Genomic DNA, 5,282 nt, shown 5'->3' on the forward strand with positions numbered 1-5,282 from the left:
TAGCCTTGGCCACCTAGCCTAACAGCTTCAAGCCTGTTATCAAATGAAATCATCAACTTACTCAAACATAGTGAAACATCTAATTCTTGACTAAGGTAAGGTGGCTAACTTCATTATAGAACTTTCAAAATTCTACCGTTTTTACGATAGAGGGAATTGCTAATAGTGTTGATTTGACTAGTTTTTATTCTTATAAAACCATAAGAACCAAACTCAAAATCCAGTGTCCGCAAGGACGTGCCGGTTCGACCCCGGCCGCCGGTATAGTTTATGAAGAAACGTTGATTTATCAGCGTTTCTTTTTTTGCTTTGTTTGGCGGGTTGGGTGTTTTTTGGGTGCTCAGAATATTTCTGACATTGTAGTACTGTTAGATTTGCTATAGTACTTCTACTTTATTAAGTTGATAATGGGAAAACAGTTGTTTCCTGTATTTAAGGTGTTGATTAATTTGGGCAAGGCTCTATTTGTTTCTTGTGGGCTGATGACAAGCTTTTATGGGGCTGTTTGAGGATTTCTCTCAGCGGTGAAAGTTTTGTCATGAGGGTATTCTTCTTATCTCTTATTGTCTTGGAAAAGTATGTAAAATTTTTAGGTGTTTTTTTGACAAATAAATGAAAATATTGCACAAAATACTTGACAAATCGCTTGTTATACTAGTATAACAAGGCTTGACTTTACAGCCAAGCCTTTCCTAATTGCTAAAAAAGGAGATTCAATTGATGGGCAAGAAACTGATAAAGAGCACAGCTATTGGAGTAGCGTCTCTTAGCTCATTTGTAATTGCAAATGGTGTGCATGCTGAAGAAGCTGTAAATACCCCTACAAGCCCTGTAGAGAGCCCTGAGGTGTCTCTGACAGCTAGTGTAGGTATCGAGACGGTATCAGGTGTTATCGTGACCAATGGTACTGCTGTTGTAACAGAAACACCGACTGAAGCAACGGTTGATCAGGCGGCTAGCATTAAGACTGCTACTGACCAGGCTGTAACTGATCAGACTGCTGTGGTGGTGGATGCGAGTGTTGCCGAAGAAAATGCCGCAAACGTGGTTGAAAGGGCCACTGAAGTGGTTGCAGAGGCTGAAACAAACAAGGCCGAAGCAAGGGATGAGAACATTGCGAATGCTGAAACAGGGGTGGCTGATACGCAAACAGCTATTTCAGAAGCTGAAAGCAAGGCTACTCAAGCCGCCGAAAACACAGCTGAAGCACAAGCAAAAGCCGATGATGCACAAGCTAAAGTAAATAGTGACCAAGCGGTCATTGACGCTCAAGAGACTGTTGTGGACAATGCTCAAACAGCTGTGGATAATGCACAAGCAGTTCTAGATGGCACAGGTAAAGAGACAATTATCGCAAAACGTGACGCTGCTGCAAGTGACCTTGAAGTTGCTAAAGCAGACGAAACCAAAGCTCAAAGCTACCTTACTAAGGCTCAAGAAGCTGATGCTAAGAAAGCAAGTGACTTGGCAACTGCTAAAGACACTGAGGCTACTCAATCAGCAACTGCTGATAAGACTGCAAGTGACCTTGCGCAAGCACAGGCTGATGCTACAAAAGCGGCAGCTGACTTGGTAAATGCCAATACGGCGGTTGATAAGGCCCAGAAGGCACTAGACGGTACTGGAGCTGCTGCAATCATCGCAGAGCGTGATGATGCACAGGCTGACCTTACACAAGCACAAGCAGACGAAACCAAGGCACAAAGCGACCTCGCAACTGCACAAGCAGCTGACGCGAAGAAAGCACAGGACATCGCCAGCCTAACACAAACACAAACGCAACAACAAGCTACTGCTGACCAAACAGCTGCAGCCCTTGCATCTGCAATCATGGACGCTAAACTTACAACAGACGCAAAAACAGCTGCCGACAACAAAGTGGCAGAGTTGACAGCTAACATCGCAGCTTTTGATAACTTAACAACACCAAAACTGTCACAAGATGTTATCAATGCTTATAAGGCATTTGTGAAGGATAAGTCTCAAAGCAATAAAGATGCCTTGTTTGATGCAATCAATACATGGTATACAACCGATATGGTTGGCTATACTAAAACAATGGTAACTCCAATTGATACAACCATTGTTGACCCTTCAAACTTAACAGAAGAGCAAGTAACAGCATTATCTCAATACTATGTTTACATTGAAAATGCTGTTCGTAAGCAAATATGGGGTGCTAATAATGAAGATGTGATTGTCACAAAAGATGCCGTACAAGCTGCTATACAAATTGCCAAAAATTATACAGCTGAAAATGATAATACTGGCGAACACAGTTATACCGCATTAGAAAATGATGGTAATAATAATGTAGATTACAGCTCGGAGGGGATTGCATTCATCTCCGCTAAAACTACTACCATGACTCAATTATTTCGTAACATTTTAAGTATGTCAATCAATACATGGGCAGGCGATTACAACCAGAATTACGCCCATATTACGAATGAATATTGGACTCGTTCTATTTCATCATCTAGTGGTTCATCGACAACAAAACTTAGCGGAGCTTTTGTGACAAGTGTAACACCTGGTGGATTTGGACGTGCACATAGCCTTCAATTTATCGATGACGGTGGCAACACTATTGCATCACCATACGACACAACAGCCCTCAAGGCTGAGTTGGCAACTGCTAAGACAGCACAGGCTCAAGCGACACAAGCTGACAAGCAAGCACAAGCAACTCTTGCTAGTGCAACGACTGCTAACAACCAAGCTCAATCAGCTCTTCAAGCAACTACGGCTCAATTGACTGCTTTGAAAGCTACTGCCGACCAAACACCAGCCGCCCAAGCTACATTGACAAGTGCAACCACTGTGCGTAAAGCCGCAGAAGCGCGCCTTGCTGCTGCTCAACAAGCCGTTGACAACCTCAACGCTGACGTAGCAACCAAGACGAAAGCCCTTGAAGATGCGAAATCAGTTCAAGCAAAAGCTGTCACAGCAGACACAAGTGTCAAAGCAACTCTTGCTCAGGTAAGAACTACAAATGACAAGGCTCAAGCAGCACTTGCCGAAACTCGTGCAACCATTGCAAGCCTTGAAGCAATCGCTGACCAAACACCAGCCGCCCAAGCTACCTTGACAAGTGCAACCGCTGCTCGTCAAGCTGCTGAAACTCGCTTGGCTAAGGCTCAACAAGCTGTTGACAACCTCAACGCAGATGTAGCAACTAAGACTAAAGCTCTTGAAGATGCGAAAAGTCAATTGGCTGCTGAAGAAGCAAAATTGGCTCAACTGAAAGAAGCTAAGTCTACCAGCGAAGTCGTTCTTGCAGAAGCTCAGTCGAAAGTAGAGGCATTGAAGGCTGAAGAAGCTAAGATTGCAGATGAAATTGCTGTATTGAAAGCGCAACTTGCCGAACAATTGGCTAAGCTTGCAGCACTCAAAAATGCTGACCAAGTCCTTGCAGATGCTCAAGCGGAGCTTGCAAAAGCTATCAAGGCTCACACTGCTGCTAAAGCAACCCTTGACGCTGAAATTGATAAGTTGGACCAATTCTTGAAGAACCAACGTGATGCTAAAGCTCAATATGAGGCTGTGAAGGAGGCTTATACCCAAGCACAGATTGTGGCTCAGAGACAAGCTATCAATGATGCAGGCGGTCAACCGATTGCTATCACAGATAAAGTTGGTAAGATTGTGGGCTACTTTGATGGCAACCAAACTGCAGGTACTAAGCTACAGCCAATCACTTATAGCAGAGTTGAAAAGTATAGACAGCTGCCACAAACGGGCTCACAAGAGAGCCTTTTGGTATTGTTAGGCTACACGGCCCTTGCTGGTCTTGGACTAGGTTATGCAAAAAAACGGAGAAGAGGATAGGAAAGAATGGCAGAACAACAAAATATAAACCAATTTGGTCGCGAGGAACTCATTGATATTTTGCAGTATTTGTATGTGCAGATTGATGAATTCTTTACTATTAAGAATAAAATGTCTTCTATTGTTGAACAGACTATTAGTACACGTGTTAAACAGGCTACAACAGCTAAGTATAATCGGAATGGAAATATTGGTGGTATCATTTTTGCCCTGATGGGAGTGGTTGAACTCGGCAATAATTTTTTCAACGCTCTTTTCATGATGGGGGTGATGTATCTATTTGGGCAGGCTACAGTCCGTCTCTTTATGTGGCTTATGGCTAGACCGACTAATAAAAAACATTCGGCTTTCGGTCTCAATTATACTGTAAATGTACTTAGTAAGAAACAACTTGAGAAGGTTACTCAAGAAGCAACTGTTGAAGCGGAACATTCTCAAGAATATCAGTCGCTCCTTGCAGATAAGTTAGCATTGGAAAGCAACCAGACACTTCTTTATTTCTTGTCTCTGATCCCTGATAATTTTGCAAATTTGACAGATTTTGCAGGCATGTTGGTCTTGTTGCAGGATTTCCGTGCAACGAATTTCCAAGAAGCTGCCAACCTTTGGCGGACAGAACAGCATCAGCAATCTGTGATGAATCAACAGAAAAAAATGGCGGAACAATTGGCGCGGAGTCATGCTCAAATTTCACAACTGCGTGATCAGGCAGAGCGACTTCGTAAAGGGCAGGCTCATTTGGAAGATGCCGCGGCAAGGGCAACTATCCAGAATGCGCGAGCTAATGAAAAATTAGCTAACATGGAGCGTTACGGCGTCCATGCAACTATTCGCTGATTCAAATGAACTGGAGAAGTCCTGGTTTGTAGGAGAAAGATGAAAAAGAAATTATTGAGATTAGGTTTTGTAGCCTTGTCAGTTTTGGTGTTAACGGCTTGTCAGGTGGGAACGAAAGAATATCTATCGGTTTCTTTTAAAAAGAAGATTCTTTTGTTAAAACTTCTACAGATTTCTATGTTTACAATTTCTCTAAATTGATTATTGACAAGGATGGTATTGTTACACTAGAAGCACCGAGTGAAGTAGATAAAGATAAAATGGTTAAGCTATCTGCTCAGTCGGATCATTTTTATCGTGATAGTATCAATGATGTCTATGCAAGTTTGACTAATCTCGAGTATAGGGATGTTACAACAGAGGTGGAATCTGCTGGTAACAGATGGTAAGAATAGTTTGAAATGAAGGAACACTGAGAAACTGGTGTTTCTTTTTTATTAAGAGGGCTTATGAGTTGCTATGGATAGATCTACTCTTTTTCAGTAAATGAACTGCTCCCTGTCAAGTGGACAATGAAATAATAAAAGATTAGGCGACGGCCTTGTTCCTCATTTCAAGAGGGGCAAGGCCGTTGTTGCGTTCTTGAAATCGTTGATGATTATAAAAATAGATGT

At 42.4% G+C, this 5,282-nt stretch carries 4 protein-coding genes; all 4 read left to right on the forward strand.

Translation table 11 applies throughout. The features are described 5' to 3' along the window. Nucleotides 1–720: 720 nt before the first annotated feature. Genes ODU50_RS10205 through ODU50_RS10220 form a run of 4 tightly spaced genes read left to right on the forward strand, consistent with a single transcriptional unit; the run spans nt 721 to nt 5,057 of the window. Entirely contained in the window at nt 721–3,831 is a 3,111-nt protein-coding gene (locus ODU50_RS10205) for an SEC10/PgrA surface exclusion domain-containing protein (protein WP_398581409.1), read from the forward strand. A 6-nt stretch (nt 3,832–3,837) separates the two neighbouring features. Continuing rightward, nucleotides 3,838–4,668 carry a hypothetical protein gene (locus tag ODU50_RS10210; RefSeq protein ID WP_105106390.1) on the forward strand — a complete coding sequence of 277 codons (831 nt, stop codon included), beginning with the start codon at nt 3,838–3,840 and terminating at the stop codon, nt 4,666–4,668. A gap of 39 nt (nt 4,669–4,707) precedes the next feature. Continuing rightward, nucleotides 4,708–4,869 carry a hypothetical protein gene (locus ODU50_RS10215; RefSeq protein WP_153600796.1) on the forward strand — a complete coding sequence of 54 codons (162 nt, stop codon included), beginning with the start codon at nt 4,708–4,710 and terminating at the stop codon, nt 4,867–4,869. Beyond that, the gene (locus tag ODU50_RS10220; protein ID WP_044758884.1) at nt 4,866–5,057 is read left to right on the forward strand and encodes a hypothetical protein; all 192 of its coding nucleotides are present in this window, start codon (nt 4,866–4,868) and stop codon (nt 5,055–5,057) included. Before ODU50_RS10215 ends, ODU50_RS10220 begins: the two co-directional genes overlap by 4 nt. Nucleotides 5,058–5,282 lie beyond the last annotated feature (225 nt).

The organism is Streptococcus sp. 2020WUSS084 (genome assembly GCF_044427445.1).
GTDB lineage: Bacteria > Bacillota > Bacilli > Lactobacillales > Streptococcaceae > Streptococcus > Streptococcus suis.